General features: G+C 38.6%; 24 protein-coding genes and 1 riboswitch. Of the genes, 2 read left to right on the top strand and 22 right to left on the bottom strand.

Annotated features, from left to right (window positions below):
• Positions 1 to 507: 507 nt before the first annotated feature.
• From D8M05_RS15095 to D8M05_RS15010, 19 genes are all read right to left on the bottom strand, one after another.
• Positions 508 to 807 carry a YerC/YecD family TrpR-related protein gene (locus D8M05_RS15095; protein WP_121133249.1) on the bottom strand — a complete coding sequence of 100 codons (300 nt, stop codon included), beginning with the start codon at positions 805 to 807 and terminating at the stop codon, positions 508 to 510.
• A 24-nt stretch (positions 808 to 831) separates the two neighbouring features.
• A complete protein-coding gene (locus D8M05_RS15090) occupies positions 832 to 1875 on the bottom strand; it encodes a DUF3048 domain-containing protein (RefSeq protein WP_121133247.1) in 1044 nt (347 codons plus the stop codon).
• A gap of 44 nt (positions 1876 to 1919) precedes the next feature.
• Complete coding sequence (locus tag D8M05_RS15085; RefSeq protein ID WP_121133246.1) at positions 1920 to 3662, bottom strand: adenine deaminase C-terminal domain-containing protein; 1743 nt, start codon at positions 3660 to 3662, stop codon at positions 1920 to 1922.
• Between the two features lie 118 nt (positions 3663 to 3780).
• Positions 3781 to 3927 (bottom strand): hypothetical protein, encoded by a 147-nt coding sequence (locus D8M05_RS20265; RefSeq protein WP_183072818.1) that lies wholly within the window; start codon positions 3925 to 3927, stop codon positions 3781 to 3783.
• A gap of 161 nt (positions 3928 to 4088) precedes the next feature.
• Positions 4089 to 4547, bottom strand: a complete 459-nt coding sequence (locus D8M05_RS15080; RefSeq protein WP_121133244.1) for a DUF3888 domain-containing protein — start codon at positions 4545 to 4547, stop codon at positions 4089 to 4091.
• Positions 4548 to 4751: 204 nt separating this feature from the next.
• Complete coding sequence (gene purD, locus D8M05_RS15075; RefSeq protein WP_121133242.1) at positions 4752 to 5990, bottom strand: phosphoribosylamine--glycine ligase; 1239 nt, start codon at positions 5988 to 5990, stop codon at positions 4752 to 4754.
• Positions 5991 to 6005: 15 nt separating this feature from the next.
• Positions 6006 to 7538, bottom strand: a complete 1533-nt coding sequence (purH, locus tag D8M05_RS15070) for a bifunctional phosphoribosylaminoimidazolecarboxamide formyltransferase/IMP cyclohydrolase (RefSeq protein WP_121133240.1) — start codon at positions 7536 to 7538, stop codon at positions 6006 to 6008.
• The gene (purN, locus tag D8M05_RS15065; RefSeq protein ID WP_121133238.1) at positions 7520 to 8113 is read right to left on the bottom strand and encodes a phosphoribosylglycinamide formyltransferase; all 594 of its coding nucleotides are present in this window, start codon (positions 8111 to 8113) and stop codon (positions 7520 to 7522) included. Before purN ends, purH begins: the two co-directional genes overlap by 19 nt.
• Positions 8110 to 9129 carry a phosphoribosylformylglycinamidine cyclo-ligase gene (gene purM / locus D8M05_RS15060; RefSeq protein ID WP_121133236.1) on the bottom strand — a complete coding sequence of 340 codons (1020 nt, stop codon included), beginning with the start codon at positions 9127 to 9129 and terminating at the stop codon, positions 8110 to 8112. The genes purN and purM overlap by 4 nt, the downstream gene beginning before the upstream one ends.
• Complete coding sequence (locus D8M05_RS15055) at positions 9099 to 9320, bottom strand: hypothetical protein (protein ID WP_121133234.1); 222 nt, start codon at positions 9318 to 9320, stop codon at positions 9099 to 9101. Before D8M05_RS15055 ends, purM begins: the two co-directional genes overlap by 31 nt.
• A gap of 31 nt (positions 9321 to 9351) precedes the next feature.
• Complete coding sequence (purF, locus tag D8M05_RS15050) at positions 9352 to 10758, bottom strand: amidophosphoribosyltransferase (RefSeq protein WP_121133232.1); 1407 nt, start codon at positions 10756 to 10758, stop codon at positions 9352 to 9354.
• On the bottom strand, positions 10734 to 12959 hold the full coding sequence (gene purL / locus D8M05_RS15045; protein WP_121133230.1) for a phosphoribosylformylglycinamidine synthase subunit PurL: 2226 nt from the start codon (positions 12957 to 12959) through the stop codon (positions 10734 to 10736). Before purL ends, purF begins: the two co-directional genes overlap by 25 nt.
• Positions 12946 to 13626, bottom strand: coding sequence for a phosphoribosylformylglycinamidine synthase subunit PurQ (gene purQ, locus D8M05_RS15040; protein ID WP_121133228.1), 681 nt, complete (start codon positions 13624 to 13626; stop codon positions 12946 to 12948). The genes purL and purQ overlap by 14 nt, the downstream gene beginning before the upstream one ends.
• Entirely contained in the window at positions 13623 to 13874 is a 252-nt protein-coding gene (purS, locus tag D8M05_RS15035; RefSeq protein WP_121133226.1) for a phosphoribosylformylglycinamidine synthase subunit PurS, read from the bottom strand. Before purS ends, purQ begins: the two co-directional genes overlap by 4 nt.
• Positions 13874 to 14581 (bottom strand): phosphoribosylaminoimidazolesuccinocarboxamide synthase, encoded by a 708-nt coding sequence (gene purC / locus D8M05_RS15030; protein WP_121133224.1) that lies wholly within the window; start codon positions 14579 to 14581, stop codon positions 13874 to 13876. The genes purS and purC overlap by 1 nt, the downstream gene beginning before the upstream one ends.
• A 3-nt stretch (positions 14582 to 14584) precedes the next feature.
• The gene (gene purB / locus D8M05_RS15025; protein WP_121133222.1) at positions 14585 to 15889 is read right to left on the bottom strand and encodes an adenylosuccinate lyase; all 1305 of its coding nucleotides are present in this window, start codon (positions 15887 to 15889) and stop codon (positions 14585 to 14587) included.
• Entirely contained in the window at positions 15886 to 17016 is a 1131-nt protein-coding gene (purK, locus tag D8M05_RS15020; RefSeq protein WP_121133220.1) for a 5-(carboxyamino)imidazole ribonucleotide synthase, read from the bottom strand. The genes purB and purK overlap by 4 nt, the downstream gene beginning before the upstream one ends.
• Positions 17003 to 17494: a 5-(carboxyamino)imidazole ribonucleotide mutase gene (purE, locus tag D8M05_RS15015; RefSeq protein ID WP_121133218.1), complete on the bottom strand. Its 492-nt coding sequence runs from the start codon at positions 17492 to 17494 to the stop codon at positions 17003 to 17005. Before purE ends, purK begins: the two co-directional genes overlap by 14 nt.
• Positions 17495 to 17701: 207 nt before the next feature.
• Positions 17702 to 17801: riboswitch (purine riboswitch) on the bottom strand.
• 265 nt (positions 17802 to 18066) lie between these two features.
• Positions 18067 to 18675, bottom strand: a complete 609-nt coding sequence (locus tag D8M05_RS15010) for a DUF2179 domain-containing protein (protein ID WP_121133253.1) — start codon at positions 18673 to 18675, stop codon at positions 18067 to 18069.
• Positions 18676 to 18799: 124 nt separating this feature from the next.
• Here D8M05_RS15010 and D8M05_RS15005 point away from each other — a divergent pair, with 124 nt between their 5' ends.
• Positions 18800 to 19234 carry an Hsp20/alpha crystallin family protein gene (locus D8M05_RS15005; protein WP_121133216.1) on the top strand — a complete coding sequence of 145 codons (435 nt, stop codon included), beginning with the start codon at positions 18800 to 18802 and terminating at the stop codon, positions 19232 to 19234.
• A 75-nt stretch (positions 19235 to 19309) separates the two neighbouring features.
• Here D8M05_RS15005 and D8M05_RS15000 read toward each other — a convergent pair whose 3' ends face one another.
• The gene (locus D8M05_RS15000; RefSeq protein ID WP_121133214.1) at positions 19310 to 19954 is read right to left on the bottom strand and encodes an MOSC domain-containing protein; all 645 of its coding nucleotides are present in this window, start codon (positions 19952 to 19954) and stop codon (positions 19310 to 19312) included.
• A gap of 89 nt (positions 19955 to 20043) precedes the next feature.
• On the opposite strand from D8M05_RS15000, the gene msrA reads away from it, so the two are divergent.
• On the top strand, positions 20044 to 20571 hold the full coding sequence (gene msrA / locus D8M05_RS14995; protein WP_121133212.1) for a peptide-methionine (S)-S-oxide reductase MsrA: 528 nt from the start codon (positions 20044 to 20046) through the stop codon (positions 20569 to 20571).
• Positions 20572 to 20849: 278 nt separating this feature from the next.
• Here the strand turns inward: msrA and D8M05_RS14990 are convergent, their stop codons facing one another.
• Both D8M05_RS14990 and D8M05_RS14985 read right to left on the bottom strand, forming a co-directional pair.
• Positions 20850 to 21926 carry an NAD(P)H-dependent flavin oxidoreductase gene (locus D8M05_RS14990; RefSeq protein ID WP_121133210.1) on the bottom strand — a complete coding sequence of 359 codons (1077 nt, stop codon included), beginning with the start codon at positions 21924 to 21926 and terminating at the stop codon, positions 20850 to 20852.
• 34 nt (positions 21927 to 21960) lie between these two features.
• Positions 21961 to 22674 carry a gamma-glutamyl-gamma-aminobutyrate hydrolase family protein gene (locus D8M05_RS14985; RefSeq protein ID WP_121133208.1) on the bottom strand — a complete coding sequence of 238 codons (714 nt, stop codon included), beginning with the start codon at positions 22672 to 22674 and terminating at the stop codon, positions 21961 to 21963.
• Positions 22675 to 22834 lie beyond the last annotated feature (160 nt).

Genomic DNA, 22834 nt, shown 5'->3' with positions numbered 1-22834 from the left:
ATCAAATTGTATAAAGATGCTTGTTTTTCTATAGCTTGGTAATTCTGACTGAATCTTCTGCCTTGTATTTAAAAAACATTGTAACTTAATTTACACAGGATTTTGGACTTGACTGATTTATCCTCTCTTCTCGGGATTTATCCTCTCTTCTCGGGATTTATCCTCTCTTCTCGGGATTTATCCTCTCTTCTCGGGATTTATCCTATCTTCTCAGGATTTCTGCTCTCTTCTCGGGATTTATCCTCGCTTCTCGGGATTTCTGCTCGCTTCTCGGGATTTATCCTCTCTTCTCGGGATTTATCCTCTCTTCTCGGGATTTATCCTATCTTCTCGGGATTTATCCTATCTTCTCGGGATTTATCCTCTCTTCTCGGGATTTATCCTATCTTCTCAGGATTTATCCTCTCTTCTCGGGATATCCCGCTCCTTCTGCTGATAAACCCACTCAACAAGCCCTTCCCAAACTAAAATCAAAAGAAAAACGCCATCCAACTGGACAGCGCACGTTTATTCTTTTTCCGTATCTAATCTTTCTAGCACCATTTCATATCCATCACTACCATAATTAATGCAACGGCGGACGCGTGATATAGTTGCTGTTGATGCTTTGGTTTCTTTCTCGATATTGTTATACGTATGACCTTCTGTTAGCATTTTTGCAACTTGTAATCGTTGTGATAATGCATGAACTTCGGACATCGTTGCAATATCATCAAAAAAACGATAGCATTCTTCCTTATCTTTCAACGAGAGAATCGCATCAAATAATTGATCCAGTTGTTCTCCCCTTAGCTTGTCAATTTGCACGAACAAACCCTCCTACTTTAAGCCTTAGTTCGTTATGGAAACGGATTGCTGCAACCCTGGAGTTGTAGGTACAACGTTAATCCAGGTTTGCCCCGGAACAAGTCCCAACGTTCGACCATCCATTACAGGTACAATTCTACCATTTTGATTTGCCCACTCAACTTCTTGTATCTTACCTTTTTGAATTAAAAAGGCATTCCCACCTGATTCAAGGTCAATGGCACGACGGCCAGCATCATCAATAACTTCATGACGAGTTTCAACAATAAATACATTATCTACTTGGATTAATTCTCCTGTATCAAGTTCAACCGTTTGTTCTTTGTCGTTAAACCTTGAATATTTCCCCGTTTCCACGTCATATTCAAATTCCACGATTTCCATCGGGTTGTCCGAATATACGATTTCAACATGCTTTGCAGATTCTCCTTGTATTTCAGTCAGCTCATCTTCGGATAGAAAGGTTAAAGGTTCGTGGTTTTCAGTTGTTTTATATCCTTTTCCTTCCGCTACTTCATATACAGCTTCCATTAACAAGTAAGAATTATGTGGAGCTTTTCTAAATGACTCCCTTTTAAATAGGTTACCATCATTATCATAGGTAGACCCATTTAGAAAATTAACTCCCTCATTCACAATCATGTCGTTCACGAAATCTGCTGCACCATGATAGACATAAATTGCATCATAACCATTGGCTAATTCAAAGTAATATTCACGAGCACTCCTTACCGGTCCGACTACTTCTGGCAAATCACTTTGGTATAATGCTAGAAATCTTGTAATCTTTCCCTCAGCCAGAATCTCAAAAACAATATCTGCTTGCGATAAACCCGTTTGGGGTCTTGCGTCGGAATGGTTATTAATCATTATACTTATAATTCGATTGTCTACCGAATCATTTGTCTTCATACCTGTTAATGGATAAACATTTCCAGAACTCTCTTCTTCTGTTTCAGGAATCTCTTCTTTTTCTTCTTCCGTTACCTGTACCTGCTCTTCATCCTCTTTGGAGCATCCAACTAACAGAACAAACATCATTAGAATTACGTAAATTAATTTTCTCATCTTCCCACACCTTTGTAAATTTCGGGTAACAATCTTATTATACGCTAACACATGGTAGCTGGAAAGAGAACTTCTCTATTCTTTATATCAATAATACCCTGTTGTGTAATACGTATATAAGGTAAATGGGTTGCCGATAAAAATAGGATATTGTAAATTGGATCATCATAAACATAACCAAATGCTTTTAAATATTTTTTGAGCTGCTTTTCTTTCATAATGATGTTAGGCAAATTCTCCGTTGACATCATCCCTCCAAGCTTAAGGGGGATATCCATAAGGACCTCTCCCTGATGGGCAAGCACGATGCCCCCTCCAATCTCCTTGAGTCGTTGCCAAGAAAGTAATATATCCTTCTTGCTCTTTCCAATAAAAATTAAATCTCCCGAGGAGGAAAAAGAAGTTGCAATAGCCCCTAACCCCTTTGTGAATCCTTTTATCGTAGTATTTACACGCCATTTACCATTTCGGTCAATTAGTAAAAGGAATGCCTCATCTTTTGATTCTGGCAACTCTTGTACCGATACATCTGTGTTAATGGAATAAGGTTTTACAATAACATTGTTCACCATCTCTAATCCCATTGGCATAGAAAATTGCAGATCTTTTTCTTGTAAATCCCACCCAAGTTTTAGTGGGTTTATATCGTATTTTTCCCAATCGATTGTAGTTGGAAGTTCTTTAAACTCTCCTTCTCTTACCACCCATTTACCCTTTGCTAATACACTTTTAGGATGAGGATTATCCTTACTTTCTAAAATATTGATATGCGCAATTCTCCCTGGAGCAATACTACCTAGCTGTTCATCTAAATGAAGTTGTCTAGCACAATTGTAGCTTCCCATTAAATAAGCATCTTCAATAGGAATACCCTTTTTAATTGCAATATCAATACAGACATTAATAAGCCCTTCCTCTGTAAAAGTTGGTGTTGCCCCGTCCATTGTTAAAGTTAAATTATCAAACGTCTTCAAATCAAGTGCTAGTATCTCATCAATTAAATTAGGTAAATCTGGTCTGATTGATGAATGCCTTAATCTCACATGATACCCAAGTCGCAGGCGTCTTAGGACTTCCTCACCATTAATTGACTCATGATCTACACTAACCCCTAATAATTTCATTTTGGTCAATGTTTTTTCAGAGGCTCCAGGTAGATGACCCTCAATAGGTTTCCCCCTTCGCTTTGTCTCCCCAATCCAATATAATAATCGGTCATCTCCAGAGAGTAGACTAGGCCAAGAGGTTAGCTCCCCACCTTGAACAACCGATGGATGGTTGATCCAAGATAACACATCCTCCGTATTAAATGATTCTTCTTCAGCTTGTAGTGCTGTCTGCGAATCAAATCTCGCCCACCAATACATCGAGCTTGGTAGATTATTAAAGTCTTCCATAATAGAAAACGCTTTCCTTTTATTCAACAAAAAATGAAACATTAAATTGTCATTAATTAATGTTGTTGTCCCAAACCTTGCAGCATGACTGGCCAATGCTTCTGGATTAGTCAACACAAATGGATGGGAATGAGGCTCGATATATCCAGGAACAATATATTTTCCCTTGCAATCTACTACTTCAGTATGATGCAGATTCTTTGGCAATTCCTCTCCTACATAAACAATTCGATCATGATATATCCAAATATTTGCTTGTAACCATTGTTTTGTATAAGCATTTAAATATGTACTATTTTTAAGGATAAGAGTTGGTGCCTCTTGGCCTTCAATCACTTTAACGTGCTGCCTGAGCTCCCGGTTTCTCCAGTAATTTTCGTTTACAAACATTAGGCAACTCTCCAGTTTTAGAATTTACTTTATTTTATCACAATTTACTTGGCTAATGTTGTAAAGTTACTTGATTTACAGTGAAAAATTTATGAAAAAATTAGATGAAGGCGGGAAATTAATCATTATCCTCCATTCCACTCAAAAACTCATCAAGTGTATGATATTCACCTTGCCTAAATTCCTTTTTACTTTCTTTTATTATTGATCTTTCTTTATCGGTTGGCTTCACAACTGGAATAATTCGTATCTTCATGTGCCCCATAAAATTACACCCTTTATAAATTATTTTAAATTAAAATGCCTGAGTATATTGCGGAAAACATATTCATAAAGAAGAGTTATTTTATGCTACATAGAAGGTACTCTACATTTATGCTCATTTTACCTTCTTAATTTATGAGTTGTTTGAAAATTTTTAATTCATCATTTCCCAAGTTGTTTTTTATGATCATATTTAATTAGTTTAACAGGCGGATATTCCTTTGATAAATCTGCATCATTCTTAAAACGATCAGGTTCAACCGCAAAATAAAGAGTGTCTACTCCAAGATAGTCATTTTTATTGTTAGTAGGTATTAATGTGATTTTCACTATATAAGACATATCTTTTTCATGGCCTGTTGTAATTGAAACTATATCATTTTGCTCCCAATTAGGTAGTTCGTACCCAATTACTTTTTCACTTTTATAGTAATCCATTATAGCGTTAAATATTTCATCTTGATATAAATCAAACATAAATGATTCATACAGTTGAATTTCTTCTTTAACATTCTTCTGAAATTCAATACCATTAGCTAAATCACTATCTATTGCTTTTACATAATTTAATGGAACGTTACTTAAAGTTATTAAAATGAACACCATCAATATCTTTTTCACTAAATCATCACCTCCGAATATTATAGCTTTAGATTCTGTATAAATTTCCTCTTTATACAGAAATGCAAAAAAAATATAAAGAATATGGCATTAATTCATTACAAAACACGAGAACTCTTTGCTAATCTATCGCTTTTATTCTAATTTAGTTCCTAGCAATTAAAAAAATAGAAGCCGCTCATTATTAAAGCGGCTCCCAAAAAATTAATCCATCCCAATATCATTACGATAAAAGAACTTATCCTGTGGTTCCAGCACTTGATATACCGCTTCACGTGCTTCCTGTAGTGTCGGCTTTTTCGCACCAACCAAAAGAACACGTCCACCATCTGAAACAAGTGTATCTCCTTCAAATGTTGTTCCTGCATGTACGATGAGTGTATCATGTCCCTTTTCAAGCGTAGGAATCGCTATCCCCTTATCATAACAATCCGGATATCCCTCGGACGCCACGACGACACCTAAAGAGGCTTCACTTTCCCATTCTAGTTTTGGATTTTTTCCATCCAGTACATCCACAAACACCTGAAGAAGGTCATTCTCGAGTAACGGCAGAACTACTTGTGTTTCCGGATCACCGAATCTCGTATTAAACTCAATCACTTTCGGTCCATCTTCTGTCACGATCAATCCACCGTACAATATTCCAGTAAACGGATGCCCCTCTTCCATTAAACCATCCACGGCTTTTTGTAAAACATTTTCTACAGCAAAAGCAATATGTTCTTCTGTGATATCCGGAACTGGTGCATATGCTCCCATGCCACCAGTGTTTGGTCCCCCGTCATTGTCAAATGCACGTTTATAATCTCTTGCTGGAATCATTGGATAAACATGATTTTCATGGACAAAGGCCATGAGAGAAAATTCACGTCCATCCAAAAATTCCTCAATAACAATCTTAGACCCTGCGTTAGAAAAAGTTTTCGCGACAAGCATGTCGGTAGCCGCTTCAACTGCCTCAACAATTGTTTGCGCAACAACAACACCTTTCCCTGCCGCAAGACCATCAGCTTTAATCACAATTGGCGCGCCTTTTTCCTTAATATATGCTTCAGCAGAACGGACGTCTGTAAATGTCTCATATACTGCAGTTGGAATATCATATTTTTCCATAAATGCTTTGGCATAGCTTTTACTACCTTCCAAAAGAGCTGCTTTCTTAGTTGGGGCAAAAATCTTTAATCCTTCTGCTTGAAAGCGATCCGCAATTCCTGCATTTAATGGGGCTTCAGGTCCTACAATGGTTAGGTCTATCCTTTCCTTTTTAGCAAATTCTATTAAAGCCTCGATATCCATCTCATCGATGGAAATACAAGTAGCCTGTTCTATCATTCCACCATTTCCAGGGGCAACAAATAGATTTTCAATTTTATTACTTTCAGCAAGGCTCATGACAATACTATGTTCGCGGCCACCACGTCCAACTATAAGTACATTCATTCAGGTTTCCCCCTCTTAATGTTTGAAATGACGCATAGATGTATAGACCATCGCAATTCCGTGCTCATCACAAACATCAATGGAATCCTGGTCACGCTTCGACCCACCAGGTTGAATTATTGCGGTCACACCCGCTTTAATTGCCTCTTCTACTGTGTCAGGCATTGGGAAAAATGCATCTGATGACATAACAGCACCCTTTGCTTTTTCTCCAGCTTGCTCTATTGCAATTTTCGCTGCTCCAACACGATTCATTTGTCCTGCACCAACGCCAATTGTTTGCTTGCCTTTTGCTAGTACAATTGCATTTGATTTCACATGTTTTACAGCCTTCCATGCAAACAATAAATCTTCAAGTTCTTGTTCCGTCGGTTTACGTTTTGTAGCTACTGTTAAATCTTCTTTAGAAATCTTTCCATTGTCTTGACTTTGAATTAATACTCCACCATTAACAGAAGTTAATTTGTGATTAACAGAATTGTTACCTGACATCGGTAATTCTAGTAAGCGAATATTTTTCTTTCTAGTCAAGATTTCTAATGCCTTTTCAGAAAAACTTGGTGCAATAATAATCTCTAAGAAGATTTCACTTAATTTTTCTGCTGTAGGAGAATCTACTTCACGATTTAAGGCTACAATTCCACCAAAAATAGAAATTGGGTCTGCACCGTAAGCACGGTTAAAAGCAACGCTTAAAGTATCCGCTACACCAATTCCACATGGGTTCATATGTTTAACGGCAACTGCTGCAGGATCCTCATAATCAGCTAATATTTCAAGTGCAGCATTGGCATCTTGAATATTGTTATAAGATAATTCTTTACCATGAAGTTGTGTTGCTGCTGCTAGACTCAGTGTGTTAACAACTGGTGCTTTATAGAATGCAGCTTCTTGATGTGGATTTTCCCCATATCGCAAATCTTGTACTTTTTCATATGTAACGGTATAGGTTTCCGGGAATGTTTCATTTGTTTCTTCCATAAAGTAGTTTGCAATCATCGCATCATAATGTGCCGTGTGACGAAATACTTTTGCAGCTAATCTCTTTCGTGTTTCTATGTTCAACGTTTCTGTGCGGATAGCTGTAAGAATTCCCTCATAGTCAGTTGGGTCAACAATGACGGTAACATCTTCAAAGTTTTTTGCAGCTGAACGGAGCATTGTTGGGCCACCGATATCTATATTTTCAATAATTTCCTCCTTGGAAACGCCTGGTTTTCCTAGTGTTTCTTTAAACGGATATAAATTCACAACTACCATGTCAATTGGGGATATATTATTTTCCTCCATTTGTTTGATATGTTCTGAATTGAAACGTTTTGCTAGTAGTGCCCCATGGATAAGCGGATGTAACGTCTTTACACGACCATCCATTATTTCAGGAAATCCTGTTACCTCATCTACAGCTTTTGCTTCGATATTGGCAGCTAAAAGACTTCTGAGTGTTCCTCCTGTTGATATAATTTCATAACCTAATTCCAGTAACCCTTTAGCAAACTCCGTAATGTTTTCTTTATTTGATACACTTATTAAAGCTCTTTTGCGCATAATGTTGCCTCACTCTCATTGATAAGTTGATTAATAACTTTTGGATATAATGTATGTTCTATTTTTTGGATTCTCGCTGTTACCGTATGTATTGTATCATTTTCTAAGACTTCCACAGACTCTTGGGCAATGACTGGTCCAGTATCCATTCCTGCATCAACAAAATGAATCGTTACACCAGTTTTATCAACACCCGCTTGGAAAGCCTGACCAATAGCATCCTTCCCTGGAAAATCAGGTAATAGAGACGGATGGATATTCACGATTTTCCCTTCATACGTATCTAGCAACTCAGGTCCAATAAGGCGCATATAACCTGCTAAGAAGACCCAAGTAACACCAGCACTTTTAAGTTTTTCTACCAATATTTTTTCATAAACGGCCTTCGAAGTATAGTCTTTCGGATGAAAAACAAAGGTTGGGATGCTATATTTCTCTGCTATTTCTATTACACGAGCTCCTGGCTTATCACATACTAGTAGAACAATTTCACAGTTTAGGTTCTCTGATTCTATGATCGCTTGGAAGTTACTTCCTGTACCAGATGCAAATACACAAGCCTTTACTTTGCTCATGATGTGAAATGCACTCCTTTACGCTCCACAACATGACCAATAATTCTCGCTTGCTCACCAGCATCCGCTAAAATTTGGAGTGTTCTTTGTGCGTTCGCTTTATCTACAACAACAGCCATACCAATTCCCATATTGAATACCCCGTACATTTCCTTTTCCGAGATATCTCCTATGGATTGTAAAAAGGTAAAAATCTCTGGAACATCCCATGTGCCCTTATTAATCTCGACTCCTAGCCCTTCAGGCATCATACGTGGGATATTCTCATAAAACCCGCCACCAGTGATGTGCGCGATACCATTAATTTTTAGATTTTCAAGGACCTTAGCAATTGGCTTCGCGTAAATTTTCGTTGGTGTTAAAAGTGTTTCACCTAAAGGTTTTGTCAACTCTTCATACGTATGATTGAAATCTAGTCCGTCAACTTTTTTTCTCACAAGAGAGTATCCATTAGAATGAATTCCACTTGAAGTAAGTCCGATTATCACATCACCCGCTTTTATTGACTCCCCAGTAACTAATTTTGATTTTTCAGCAATACCAACAACAAAACCAGCAAGATCATATTCATCATCACGATACATCCCTGGCATCTCAGCTGTTTCTCCACCAATAAGGGATGCACCTGCAGCTACACAACCTTCTGCAACACCAGCTACGATTTGTTCGATTCGTTCAGGTTCATTTTTTCCACAAGCAATATAATCTAAGAAAAACAGAGGCTCCGCACCTTGGGCTACAATGTCATTTACGCACATGGCGACTAAGTCGATCCCCACTGTATTATGTTTATCTAATTGAAATGCAAGTTTTAATTTTGTTCCAACACCGTCTGTGCCTGACACGAGAACAGGTTCTTTATAGCCCAAGTCAGATAAATCAAACAATCCGGCAAAAGCACCCACTCCACCTAGTACCTCCGGACGCACTGTTCTAGCGATATGTTTTTTCATTCGTTCCACTGCTTCATAGCCTTTCTCCACATCTACTCCAGCTTCCTTGTAAACATCAGACATATTGACACATCCTCTAAATTGGTGTTTTTCCATGACAATCCTGTTAATTCGCGCGTGAACTCCACAAAGTCGCGCAACTCTTCTTTTTTTTCGCGCACAATCCTCACAAATTCGCGCGACTCTTCCTTTTTTTCGCGCACAACTCCCACAATATCACGTAACATTCCAATTCCACTATTTTGCTCATCCATACCACCAAAGGAACGGCTTCACTTCTAGTTACTAACTCATATAAGAAATCTCCTTTTCTCCTTCTTCTTTAACAGGATATTTCCCCGTCATGCATGCCGTACAGATTCCTTGGTGAATTGTTTTATCTTTAACGATTGCCTGTTCAAGTCCGCTTTCGGATAAATAAGAAAGGCTATCCGCACCAATCTCCTCACAAATCCCTCGGAGTGAGTTGTTCGCTGCAATCAGTTCTTTTTTCGTTGACATGTCGATACCGTAATAACATGGATTCTGAATGGCTGGGGAAGCAATCCGGACATGTACTTCCCTCGCTCCAGCAGCTTTTAACATGTGTACGATTCGTCTGCTCGTCGTTCCACGTACAATAGAATCATCAATCATAACAACACGTTTTCCTTCAATAATTCCGCGTACAGGTGATAGCTTCATCTTCACACCTTGTTCACGTAATTCCTGTGATGGTTGGATGAAGGTTCTTCCGACATAACGATTCTTGATGATTCCCATCTCATATGGAAGACCACTTTCTTCGGCATAACCGATTGCAGCTGAAATGCTTGAATCAGGAACCCCAATAACGATATCAGCATTTGCTGGTGCTTCCTTCGCTAACTCCATTCCCATTTTTTTGCGAGCAGTATGAATATTGACATAATTAACGTTACTATCTGGTCTTGATAGATAAACATATTCCATTGCACACATGCTCCGCTTACCTCGCATCGCAAAACGTGTAGATTTCACCCCACTATCATCAATCGTCACAAGTTCACCAGGTAAAATCTCCCGTTTAAACGTAGCACCAATTTGGTCAAATGCACATGTTTCAGAAGCAACAACATAAGCCTCCCCAAGCCTCCCAATTGAAAGTGGACGAATCCCAGCTGGATCTACTGCTGCATACATTTTTTCCTCTGTTAAAATCAAATAAGCATATGCCCCTACTAGTTGGTTAAGGGCGTTTGAAATTATTTCTTCATTCACATGATTTCCAGCACGCTTAATGAGGTGAGCAAGAACTTCTGTATCTGAGGAGGATTGAAAAATACTTCCTTCCTCTTCCAGTTCTCCCCTTAGTTTATGGGCGTTCATGATATTCCCGTTATGTGCAAGGGCAAGGCTACCGGCTTGTGCACGAAACAATAGTGGTTGCACATTTTCAATTACCTTTCCACCTTGCGTGGAATAACGCACATGTCCAACAGCAACAAGTCCAGTAAGTTCATCAAATTTGGCCTGCTTGAATACATCATTTACGAGGCCAAGTCCTTTATAGCTTTTCAGGCTGGTGCCGTTGTTTACAACAACCCCAGCACCTTCTTGGCCTCGATGCTGCATGGCATGTAAACCATAATAGGCTAATTCCGCTGCTTTATCATGACCCCATATTCCAAAAACACCACATTCTTCGTTTATGCCTTTGATTTCAGCAAGCATGGGATAGCTCCCCTCCATAACTTCTCAAGTTCATCGACATTTTCATTTAAAATGTCTTCTTCATTTACCTTAACCCCGAGGGTGTTGCCAGCCGTTACAATTCCAATAAGCTTTGCATCTTCTACTAGTCTTTCAAATTCAGCTCGCTTTTCTTCCTTAACCGTTACAACAAAACGAGATTGTGTTTCACTAAATAGCTCCACTGTTGCATCCCCAGAAAGCCCAATAGTAAAACCTAAGCCTTTTCCTGCAAAAACACTTTCAGCTAAGGCTACAGCTAATCCACCTTCAGCTACATCATGTGCTGATTCAACGACTCCCGACCTAATGGCTTCCAGTAATTGCTTTTGTCTTATCGCTTCTACTTCTAAATCAATTGCTGGCGCTTTTCCTTCGTATCTCCCATTAACGATATGTTGTAATTCACTTCCACCAAATTCAGGGTTTGCTTCTCCAATAACATACACAAGGTCACCAGCAGTTTGGAAAAAGCTTGGCGTCACATGTTCTAATGATTCATGCAGGCCAACCATACCAACGACAGGCGTAGGGAAAATGGATTTACCTTTTGATTGATTATATAACGAAACATTCCCACTAATAACAGGTGTGCCAAGTGCTGTACAAGCTACACTCATGCCTTCTACACTTTTCTCCATTTGCCAGAAAATCTCAGGATTCGTCGGATTACCGAAATTCAATCCGTCTGTTAAGCCGATTGGTTTCGCACCAGAGCAAACAATATTACGTGCGGCTTCTGCTACTGCAATTTTTCCACCAGTTTCGGGATCTAAATAGATATACCTTGAGTTACAGTCCGTTGTAATGGCTAATGCTTTATCTATTCCTTTAATCCGAATAACAGCAGCATCTGAACCTGGTCCATAGACCGTATTTGTCTGTACCATTGAATCATACTGGTCATAAACCCATTCTTTGCTTGCAATCGTTGGTTGTTGTAATAATTTCTTTAGCATCCCACCATGGTTTTCCACATCTGGTGTCTTATTTTCCATTGCCTGAAATTCCTTAAAATATGCTGCTTCTTTAGACGGTAAATGGTAGACAGGAGCATCCTCCGCTAAGGAATCGACTGGAATATTCGCAACGACCTCACCATGGTGTTTAATACGGAAAACTTTCTCCTCAATCACCTCACCAACTGGAACTGCTTTAAGACCGTATTTTTCAAATACTTCGATAATTTCTTTCGTGCGGCCTCTCTTTACACAGAGTAACATGCGCTCTTGTGATTCAGATAGCATCATTTCATATGCTGTCATGTTCTGCTCGCGTTGTGGAACAAGGTCCAAATTCATTTCCATTCCCGTTCCTGCTTTACTAGCCATTTCACTCGCAGATGAAGTAAGTCCAGCTGCACCCATGTCTTGCATTCCTACCAATGCATCAGAATGAATGACTTCTAGGCATGCTTCAATAAGAAGTTTTTCCATAAACGGATCCCCAACTTGAACAGCAGGACGATCCTTCGCTGCATCTTCTCCTAAATCATCCGATGCAAATGTCGCACCATGAATACCATCACGACCAGTTGGTGGTCCAGCATAAAGAATCGTGTTACCAATTCCAGCTGCAATCCCTTTCTGAATCTCATCATGATTAATTAGTCCAATAGCCATTGCATTTACTAATGGATTCTCTTCATAACTATCATCGAATTGCACTTCTCCCCCAACCGTTGGCACCCCAACACAGTTCCCGTAACCAGCGATACCAGCTACTACTTCAGTGAACAAGTATTTTGTACGTTCATTCGTTAGATTTCCAAAACGAAGGGAGTTCATCGATGCAATTGGACGTGCACCCATCGAGAAAATATCACGGATAATGCCACCTACACCTGTTGCTGCACCTTGATACGGCTCAACTGCTGATGGATGATTGTGACTCTCCACTTTAAATACGACTGCTTGATTGTCTCCAATATCAATAATCCCTGCACCCTCACCAGGTCCTTGTAAAACATTTTTACCCTTTGTAGGGAACTTCCTAAGTAAGGCTTTCGAGGTTTTATAGCTACAATGTTCCGACCACATAACAGAAAAAATACCTGTTTCTGTAAAATTAGGACGTCGCTTCAGAATTCCTTTGATCATCTCATATTCTTCGTCATTTAAGCCCATTTCTTGGTAGACTTTATCTTGTTCAATTTGCTCTGGGCTAATTTCAGTTTGTAACATAAGAATTCCTCCAATTCTGAATGACTGACTGGAATAAACGAAGACCGTCATCACTGCCTAATAGTTTCTCAACCGCACGCTCTGGATGTGGCATCATTCCAAGCACGTTTCCTTCTTTATTCACGATTCCAGCAATATCATGGGTGGAACCATTTGGATTGCTTTGATAGGTGAAAACAATCTGGTTATTGGTTTTTAATTCATTCAATGTCTTTTCATCACAGAAATAATTTCCTTCTCCATGTGCTATTGGGAATTTGACGACTTCCCCTTTTTCATAACCTGAGGTAAATAATGTTTCATTATTTTCTACGATTAGATTTTCCTGATGGCACATGAATGATAGATTTTTATTTCTCATTAGCGCACCTGGAAGTAACCCTGACTCCGTTAATATTTGAAACCCATTACAAACACCTAATACAGGTTTTCCTGCCTTTGCTTGTTCTTTAATTTGTTTCATCATGTCAGACGTTGCAGCAACTGCCCCTGAGCGTAGGTAGTCACCATAGGAGAAACCTCCTGGAAGTAAGATTCCATCATATTCTTTTAGATTGCTAGATTGGTACCACACTAAGTCAGCTTCAGCACCCAAGACATCTTTAACAGCATGATACATGTCACGGTCACAATTAGAGCCTGGAAAAACAATCACAGCGAATTTCACGACTGTACAGCCTCCTCCACTTGGAAGCGGTAATCTTCTATTATAGGATTTGCTAGTAGTCTGTCACACATTTCATTCATTCTTTCTTCCAGATTCGGACCTTCATCAACTTGTAACTCAATGAATTTCCCTACACGTGCATCTACAATCTCTTGATATCCCAATGCATTTAGAGATTCCCCAATAGCTTTCCCCTCGGGATCTAGAACACCTTGTTTCAACGTGATATAAACGGTAACCTTCTTCATCATACCCGCTCCAATCGATCTAATATTTCTTCATAAACTTCAATTAAATCGCCTATCCCTTGACGGAACACATCTTTATCTAATTTTCCTTCTGTTTTTTTATCCCAAAGGCGACAAGTATCTGGTGAAATTTCATCTGCAAGAATGATAGTCCCATCTATCATTCTTCCAAACTCTAATTTGAAATCTACTAATGTAATATCTAATCTCTGAAAAAGTTCACTTAATATTTGATTGATTTTTAATGCCTTCCCTTTCATTTCCTGTAACTCAATAGGGGTTACATTCGTGAGAAAGAGTGCGTGTTCATCATTGATTAACGGATCACCAAGTTCATCATTTTTATAGAAAAATTCTACGATTGGCGGATAAAAAATGGTCTTTTCCTCCATACCTAAACGTTTGGTAATACTTCCTGTAGCGAGGTTTCTCACTACTACTTCGATCGGGATGATTTCCGTTTGGTATACTAGCTGTTCAGTTTCGTTCAGCTTTTCAATAAAATGTGTTTCAATCCCTTTGTCATGAAGGAACTCGAAAATGCGAGAAGATATTTCGTTATTTAATCTACCTTTTCCAGCAAAGGTTTTCTTTTTCACACCATTAAATGCTGTTGCATCATTTTTATAGGATAGAACCAATCTTCCTGGAATCTCTGTCTGATACACTTTCTTTGCCTTTCCTTCATACAAAAGTTCCGCTTTCACGTGTTATTCCCCTTCCGTTAGTCCGATTCTGTCAAAAATATAATCAACATTTTTCAAATGATAGGTGTAGTCAAAACAATCATCGATTTCCGCTTGTTTAAGGGTTGCAAGAATCTTTTCATCCTGTTCAACCAGTTGTTTAAAGGCCGTTTCTGTCTCCCATGCTTGCATCGCTTTCGGCTGTACGATGTCATATGCTGCTTCACGCGCCATTCCTTTATCGATCAATTTAAGTAGTACACGTTGCGAGAAAATAACACCATGCGTCCTGTCAATGTTTCGTTTCATATTCTCAGGGAAAACGGTAAGGTTTTTCACGATATTCCCGAAGCGATTTAACATATAATTAAGCGCGATTGTTGCATCTGGTAAAATAACGCGTTCAGCAGATGAATGGGAGATATCTCGCTCATGCCATAGAGAGACATTTTCATAAGCAGTCATCATGTAACCACGAATTACACGTGCCATTCCAGTCATATTTTCAGAACCAATTGGGTTACGTTTATGCGGCATGGCAGAAGAGCCTTTTTGTCCTTTCGCAAAACGTTCCTCCACTTCACGTGTTTCTGTTTTTTGCAGTCCACGGATTTCAGTTGCGAACTTTTCAATGGATGTTGCAATTAATGCAAGTGTTGACATATATGCTGCATGACGATCACGTTGCAAGGTTTGCGTTGATACTGGCGCAGGACTTAGGCCAAGCTTTTCGCAAACGTATTTTTCTATAAGTGGGTCGATATTTGCGTAAGTTCCAACTGCACCAGATAGTTTTCCAAATTCAATATTTTTGCAAGCCTGCTCAAAGCGTTCTACATTTCGTTTCATTTCTTCATACCAAAGGGCAAGTTTCAATCCAAAAGTAGTTGGCTCTGCATGCACACCATGTGTACGTCCCATCATGACCGTATGTTTATGTTCGATTGCTTTATTTTTTAAAATCTCAACGAAAGTATTTAGGTCTTTACGAATAATGTCATTTGCTTGTTTTAATAAATAGGAAAGTGCCGTATCAACGACATCCGTTGACGTTAAGCCATAGTGCACCCATTTCCTTTCTTCTCCAAGTGTTTCGGAAACTGCACGTGTAAAGGCAACAACATCATGACGTGTTTCTTGTTCAATTTCATAAATTCTCTCAATATTAAAGGAGGCATTTTTTCTCAGCTTCTCTACATCTTCTTTAGGAATAACGCCAAGTTCACTCCATGCCTCGCATGCCAAAATTTCGACCTCAAGCCATGCTTTGAATTTATTTTCTTCTGTCCAAATCGTACCCATTTCTTCTCTTGTATAACGTTCAATCATTGGACTGCCTCCTCGAATGTATGGACATGCATTGTTATTTCTTCAAATGTATTTCCTATAAATGTAATATGTCCCATTTTTCGTTTTGCTTTGGCCTCTTCTTTTCCATACAGATGAATAAACCCATCATTACTGTGAGTCATTACACCTGAGATACGCTCGATATCCTCACCTAAAATATTCAGCATGATTGCTGGTTTCAGTTGCTTTGCCTGCATTAAAGGCAAGCCACAAATTGCACGAATATGTTGGCCAAATTGCGAGATATTACAAGCTTCAATGGTGTAATGGCCAGAATTATGCGGTCTTGGAGCCATTTCATTCAGATAGATATCTTCCCCATTTACAAACATTTCAATTGCAAATGTACCAACGATTTTCATCTTTTCTGCGAGAATACGAGCTGCTTCATACGCTTTAATTTGAATTTCTGCCGTTATGCGTGCAGGTGCAGTCGTTTGATAGAGAATGTGATCCCTGTGTTCATTCTCAGCAATCGGAAAGAAGGAAATCTCTCCCTTCGCTGTTCTTGTAAAAATGACCGATATTTCCTTATCAAACGGAATCCATTCTTCAATGATGCAATGCTTATGTAATTCAGCAAAATCCGTTGCCGCTTCGATATCTGCTGCCCGATGTAATTTCAATTGACCTTTCCCATCATAGCCACCACGGCAAGTTTTAATGACAGACGGATAACCTATCTTTTCTAGGGCCTGCTCACTTTCCTGTTTATTTGTAACGATTGCAAAAGCTGGGATAGATAGATTTAATTCCTTCATCAATCGTTTTTCTTTTTCGCGATTTTGCGTGATTTCAAGCGCATAGGCACCTTGTGGTAATTTACCTTGTTGTTCAATGTATGTTGCTGCTTCTAAATCAACATTTTCAAATTCATATGTAATAACATCACTAATTGCAGTAAGTTTCTTTATGGCATCCATATCATCATAAGCTGCTGTTATTTGTATATCTGCAACTTGTGCGGTTGGACAGTTCGAAGTCGGATCAAGCACTGCGATTTTATATCCCATGTATCGTGCAGCGATTGCCATCATTCGACCTAATTGTCCTCCTCCTATAATTCCAATTGTTTGAGTTGGAAGGATTACGTTATTTTTCTGCAAGTTCTTCCCTCATTTCAGTTACTTTTCTCTTCATTTCTTTCTGATAGTTTTCTAGGTTACGAACTGCTTTTTCATCAAATGTAGCAATTATTTGGGTTGCCAAGATTCCAGCATTCGTTGCTCCAGCCTTCCCAATTGCTACGGTTGCCGTTGGTACACCACCAGGCATTTGCACGATGGAAAGAAGTGAATCTAAACCATTTAATGCCTTGCTTTCTACAGGGACACCAATAACAGGTAGTGTTGTCTGCGATGCAACCATGCCAGGTAGATGAGCAGCTCCACCAGCACCGGCAATAATAACTTTTAACCCACGTTCCCGAGCTGTTTTCGCGTAAGTAAACATCTCATCAGGCGTGCGATGTGCGGAAATCACTTCTTTTTCATAGGTGATATCTAATGCTTCAAGCACATTACATGTATGCTGCATTGTCTCCCAATCCGATATACTTCCCATGATTACTCCAACTTGTGCCATGGAATCCCTCTTTCTATATACATTTTATGGGCTTACACCTTTTTCTGGATAGATGGCCTTTTCTACGGATATCCACTTTCTTCTTGGGATAAACACACTTAATACAAATAAAAGTCTATTCTTCTTCCTCCGTATGAGGAAAGATGAATAGACTTTTATGCTCAAGAATGTCCGCTAAGCATATGTAAAGAAACCATTGTATAAAGACAATGATCCATCTTCCCCCATAGTCCAGCATTTACGGTGCTGGGTAGAGACTTCCAAGCCTTATTCTCGGAGATATATGAGGTACTTTACTATTTAATTGTAAGTTATCAACCGTATCTTTTAATTACACGTTAATCATAACAAATCATTTTTGAAAAATCAAATGAATATCGTACGATTTAATTTATTTTTTTATTATCGTACGGATTTATAGAGAAATAACACCTTCCCACCCATAATTAATGTATATTTGAACAATATAAGTAAACTATTATTTTTTAGACAGTACCACCTTGAATTGAATATTCTATTGATGGTGTCTATATATACAACATGAGCAGGTCTACGACAGACCTGCTCATTACTCATTGCTGATTATCAGCTTTATCCTTTTCTACTAACGTACTCTCTCTTGTTTCACCCTGTTTCTTTGGATTTAATAACTTCCCTTTTCGGACTTGTTTTACCCAGAATCCACCATGAATTCGTTTAGGTTCATAGGAAATGATAAATGCTTTTGGATCAATTTCTTGAATCGTTTGATATAATCTTAATTCATATTTTCGTGGTGTTAGAATTTCCATTGATAGGCGGTCACCATCCATACCGTAAGACGACCAGCTTGTTACACCATATCCCTTTTCTCGAATTTGCTTCGTGAATTTCAAGTCTGGATTTGTTGAAACTACATTTACCGTTATGTAACCAAGTGCAAGCTTTTCCTCGATAATCGAACCTACAATAAGCCCTAGTCCATAACCAAGTGCGTAGGCAATAATATTTTGAATTTCATTTAAATTATCTAACACAAGTCCTAGACCTACGATATAGACAACAATTTCAAATACCCCAACAGAGGCTGCGATATATTTACGACCCTTTAATGTAAAAATTAAACGAATTGTCATTAAGGATACATACACTACATTAACAACAAAAATGATTGCAACCATTATTAATGCATTACTAAGCAGTGTTTCCACTATTCCCCCTCCTTTATTACTTATCAAACTTTTTAATAATTATTACCCGAAAGTTAGGCACTTTCCCTATATCTTAGGCATAAGCTATTGGAGCAAAAGATAATGAGGTGAAAGCATGGATCCATTCCAACAAATGAATGACTGGAAAAAGAATATGGACCAATTCTTTGGTGAAAACTTTTGGAATGAATTTGAAGGCATGATTAAACCTAATATTCCCCAAATCAACATGTATCAAACCGACCATGAGATAATGTGTATCGTTAGCATGCCAGGAATGAGTGACCTATCTCAATTGAATATCTTCATCGATTACGCCACCCTTGAACTAAGAGGCACGATAGATTTAGAGCATGCCTCAGGTATTGCAATACAAGAAGAAATTCTTCAAGGTGTTTTTGACCGACAAATAAAGCTACCTTTCCCTGTTCGCGCAGATAAAATCAATGCCACTTGCAAAAATGGTCTCGTATTTATTCAGCTGCACCGACTAATTTCAGATACAAGTAGTAGGAATAAAGTAAATGTAAAATGGCTTGGAGACGAGTAGTTGATTCTATCCAAGTACGCCTATAGTTGTACATTATTCCCCTTGCTATCGAAGCAGGCGTTGGCAAGGGAATTGTTAATACTGAATGAGTCGCTTTCTTAAAGTATTTTTCCAACTAGCTGAAAGTAATTCACATGAGAGAAGGTCGTAAGTAAGACGCAAATCATCCTTATTTACGTACATTGCTTCGTTGCATGCAGCTATTGATAACGCAGGAAATGGCCTATCGATCATTTCCATGTCCGATTTAGACTGTATGTATCCTTCTTCTACTACACGAAAATACCATCCCGTCCGCCCACTTTTTTGCATTTCTAAGGCAAATGCATCCGCACAATAACGCTTTTCAGGCCTGAAACACGGCCCAGAAACCTGGATAATCGCATCACCAATTTTATAGGTATCACCAATACAAACGGAAAATTCATCCATTTCAAGTACAGAGAAGTTTTCCCCAACATCTCCCATATCAATGGAATTATCATTATTTTCTTCCTGCCAATACGTGTAATGTTTAATTGGATAGGCAAACAATGCCTTTTCTCGTTTTTGTCTTTTTTCTTCCACTATATCGCCTGCAAGACCCGAATGACTTAACCACTCTTTTTCTTCTATTTCCGCTTTGTATATTCTACCCCTCCAACGTCTCTCCAGCACTTCATCCGTAACGTCCGGTACAGCCTTCTCGATAAATAGTTTATGTAAATATGGTTCTTCCATGGTATCCCCTCCAAACTATTTATGTTATATTATTTCTATTCTACTTGAAATTCGATGTTTATGAAATAATTTTGGGGGTGTATGAATCGATGAATGAAAAAAAGGCAACATTTGCTGGAGGATGTTTTTGGTGTATGGTTAAACCATTTGACCAATGGGATGGTGTGCATGCTGTAATTTCCGGCTATACAGGTGGCCACATTGAAAATCCAACATATGAAGAAGTAAAGACTGGAACGACAGGGCATTATGAGGCAGTGGAAATTACATATGACCCGAGTAAAATGACCTATGATACCATACTAGACCTCTACTGGAAGCAAATCGATCCAACAGATGATGGTGGTCAATTTCATGATCGTGGGGATCAATATCGTACTGCAATCTTTTATCATGATGAAGAACAACAGGTAGCAGCTCAAGCTTCAAAACAGAAGGTTACAAGTAGTGGGATATTTTCTAAACCGATCGTAACAGAAATTTTACCAGCAGTTACCTTCTATCCTGCTGAGGGTTATCATCAGGACTTTTATAAAAAAAGCAAAAAGGAATATGAAGAAGACCGAGCAAAATCTGGTAGAGATGAATTTATTCAGGCAACTTGGAATGACAAATAAGACTGCTTCTATTACAATTAATGCTTTTTCTTACGTTTAAGCTGTGATTAAAAAAAATATAACATTGCACGCAGAAAAGGTATCTTGAAAAGTGCCCTCAAGTTCAAATTGAAGCTTTCTTGCTAGAATAAATAACTTGGTATGACCTCTCAAGTCAAGATAAATTTTTGATGTACTATTAGGTCACTTTATATTAATAACAACAAATACATAGAAAAAGAACCATATTATATAGAAGGAGCGAATGTAATCGAATATGCATTCACTCCTTTTTCATTTTATAGCAAAAATTTTAGCTCCTCAGCTTCATGAATGATATGATTTATTAGCTCAGAAACAGGTTGTTTTTTTGCAAGTCTCGGACTTTGTCCAGACCAGAGTGACATATACTCCTGATTCCCTTCACTAGATGCAGCTTTACGGATTGATTGTGTTAATGTATTTTGCACGGGGAAATCTGGTAATAAAGCTTCTTTAGCATCCATTTCCTTAATAAATTGATTATTAATCCCTCTGGCCCATTTTCCAGAAAAGGCTGCTGTTAGTGTAATTTGGTCTTCTGTTGCATGTAAGATTGCATCCTTATGGACTGGATTCGCACCACTTTCCGTACTCGTTAGAAAAGCTGTACCCATTTGTACTGCCTTAGCCCCTAAGCAGATAGCTGCCATTAATCCTCTACCATCCATTATTCCTCCTGCAGCAATGACAGGTATACTTATTTTGTCTACCACTTGAGGAATAAGCGACATTAATCCTACTAAACTCTCTTCATGTTTGTGACGAAAATTACCTCGATGTCCTCCAGCCTCACTTCCCTGAACGACGACCATATCCATCCCAACTTTTTCACATTCAATTGCTTCTTTCACCGTTGTTGCTGTTCCGATTAGTATTGTTCCGTTCCGTTTCAGTCTAGACATTACTTCTTTCGTCGGTAGACCAAAAGTAAACGAGCAAACTGGAATGCTTTCTTCTATAATTACATTCAACAGTTTCTCGTATGTTCGTTTATCCGTCTCAACATCTGGTAATTTCCTAGAGTTTTCCTGTACCCTTAGTTTATTTTCAATTGGCTCTATTAATTGTACCGCTTGACGAACCTTTTCCTCAGATACGGTATATTCATTAGGTATAAATATATTTACTCCAAATGGTTTATCCGTTATTTGCTTCATAGCATGGATCTGCTCTCGCAGTGCCTCTGGACGCATGTATCCAGCACCTATCATCCCTAACCCGCCATTATTTGAAACAGAAGCTACAAGTGCAGAGGTTGTTACCCCTCCAGCCATTGGAGCCTGTATAATGGGATATTGTATGTTTAATTGCTGTGTTAGTTCATTTGTTAGCATAGATTTCACCTCGATTCTGTCTATTTAAGAACGCTTATTTTTCTAAACACGCTATTATAAATGCTTCATAAATCTTCTGGGACGGTTTATCACCTGTAACGACCATTGCTTCTGGATGCCATTGCACCCCGAGAGCGAATCGATGCTTTTTACTTTCAACCGCCTCAACTACACCATCGTTCGCAGCACCACTAACCTGAAAGTCACTTGATACACCCCGATTTGCTTGATGATGATAGCTATTTACTCTTAACTTTTCTTCACCTGTTATTTGGTGTAACAGTGATCCCTCTTGAACAGTAACAAAATGGGACCCATATTCTCTTGGAGCCTTTTGAGCATGCTGGAGCAATTCTTTATCGATTTGGGAATAAATATCCTGATACATATCGCCACCTACAGCAATGTTTAACGTCTGACTCCCCCTACAAACTCCTAGAATTGGCTTATCCATCTCAAGCAGTTTCTTAATTAAAGCAATCTCAAAAAAATCACGGTTAGGAATAATTGTGCCAAGTTTCGGATGAGGCTCTTCCCCAAATAATGTAGGGTCAATATCGTATCCTCCTGTTGCATATAAACCATCAATATGATTTGCAATTTGATCGATATCTTCATCGCTCAACAGGTACGGTAGCATTACAGGCATGCCCCCAGCTTGAAGGATAGCTTTCACATTATTATTATTTATCGTGTATTGTGATTGGTTGATTTCCATGGATGAGGTTATTCCAATTAATGGTTTCATGTATACACCTCCTAAATATTCTAATAATTCCAACTCCCATTTTACTGTTAAAATCAATCAAAGGCAAGGTGCCTGTCACTTGTAGAGTTTTGTCGAATTTTGTTTTTTTTATTGGATTTAGTCAGCGGTTATAATGAAAGACAAAAAAGAACTCTATCTC

Origin of the sequence: Oceanobacillus bengalensis (assembly GCF_003628445.1) — a bacterium.
GTDB lineage: Bacteria > Bacillota > Bacilli > Bacillales > Amphibacillaceae > Oceanobacillus > Oceanobacillus bengalensis.
Note: the sequence above shows the minus strand (reverse complement) of the source record. Positions and strands in the feature narration are given on the sequence as shown.